The organism is Solilutibacter tolerans (assembly GCF_900155935.1).
GTDB classification, from domain to species: domain Bacteria; phylum Pseudomonadota; class Gammaproteobacteria; order Xanthomonadales; family Xanthomonadaceae; genus Solilutibacter; species Solilutibacter tolerans.
In genome coordinates this window covers 1-1,428 of record NZ_FTLW01000018.1, presented here as the reverse complement: position 1 = coordinate 1,428, position 1,428 = coordinate 1, and the positions used below count along the sequence as shown (strand labels likewise).

Here is a 1,428-nt window from a genome sequence, read left to right as displayed (position 1 = left end):
GACTTGCGTAGCGGCATCGGCGATGTGGTAAACGCTACCACATGAGCCGGGCCGCGAAGCAAGTTCGGCTTGAACGAATTGTTAGACCTGTGAACGACCATTTTTGGTTTGCAATGCTTGGCTTTTAAGTGAGCTGAGCCCAGCTTTTCCAAACACTTTCGTTGAACAGGTTTAGCGTCCGGCGAAGCGGACGAGTAGGGCGTGCGCGAACACCATCGAACGCGATAACTAGGCTTCCGCGTTTGAACTTTTAAAGTCTCGCTTCTGTGCGCGCGTAGCGGGCACCGCTGTTGAGCAGTGCGACCGCTTTTGTCGCTCTGCGGTTTGCCTTTGATGCGCAAACCGTGTGCTTTCTACACAGGTCTAACGCCTGAGTTAAGCCGGCCCGCTGCGCGGGCACGGCAGAGGCACAATCATAGCGCCGCGGCCGAGACCGCGAAGCGGGCTCGGCTTGAACGAATTGTTAGGCTGCGGACCGACCACGTGTTACCAAATGAGCGATGACGGAAATCGCGCTGGCTAAGACGAGAGCTGCAAGAACGGCCCATACCCAGATGATGTGGAAGTGCATATAGCCTGGCGCATGAACAACGAAGACTGACGTGAGCATGGCCCATGGAGCTAGTAGAGCTGCAGCCATAATGGATCTTTTCCAAATGCGCCGCTGTGGTTCGAGGCGCATCGCCCAAGCAAGCAGAACCGCTTCACCTACGATGAAACCGCAGAAGACTAAGAAGCTTCCCGTGGGGTGGTGCCAGTGCTCGCGATCTTCAGGGTTGCGGAAATAATAGGAGTCTGGATTGAGGCTGATCGCAGTTATGGCGGCCAGCGCAATTAGCGCTAGTCCGGCTACTGCTAGGTTCTTTCTCTGGTTTGCAGTCATGCTTCAAAAGCAGCCTAACGCCTGAGTTAAGCCGGGCCGCTTTGCGGCCGAGCGATGTGCTAAACGCTAGCACATAAGTCGAGGCCGCGAAGCGGGCTCGGCTTGAACGAATTCTTAGAGCCCGCCAGACGTGTTTTCTGGCTGGGCCGAGTACGTCTTTGTCCGAAATATCAATGACTCAAATCCGGTAACAACTACAGTCTCACCGTTGGCATAGTCATGGCCAGGAATAGTCATGGCTGACGCAGCTACGACGGAACCATCTGCAAGTCGAACCTGTATTGGGGTTTCACTGGGCTGGCCTCGCACTGGAGGACTGCTGCCAACAATCGTGGCAGATTGCGTGCCGATAGATGTCCACGCAGGATCGAAAGAAACTGCAAACAAGCCTGCAAGAATGAGTGCGGAAATCCAGGCTACTTTGGGCTTCATAGGACTTGCAAGCGGGCGCTAACGCCTGAGTTAAGCCGACTTGCGTAGCGGCATCGGCGATGTGGTAAACGCTACCACATGAGCCGGGCCGCGAAGCAAGTTCGGCTTGAACG

1 protein-coding gene is annotated in these 1,428 nt (G+C 55.5%); it reads right to left on the bottom strand.

Features of this window, described 5'->3' with window-relative positions:
* Positions 1–463 precede the first annotated feature (463 nt).
* Positions 464–883 carry a hypothetical protein gene (locus tag BW989_RS12525; protein ID WP_129582940.1) on the bottom strand — a complete coding sequence of 140 codons (420 nt, stop codon included), beginning with the start codon at positions 881–883 and terminating at the stop codon, positions 464–466.
* Positions 884–1,428 lie beyond the last annotated feature (545 nt).

What these genes read in the sequence shown, in the direction of transcription:
- BW989_RS12525 (WP_129582940.1), bottom strand. Translation starts at nt 883, where the DNA reads ATGACTGCAAACCAGAGAAAGAACCTAGCAGTAGCCGGACTAGCGCTA.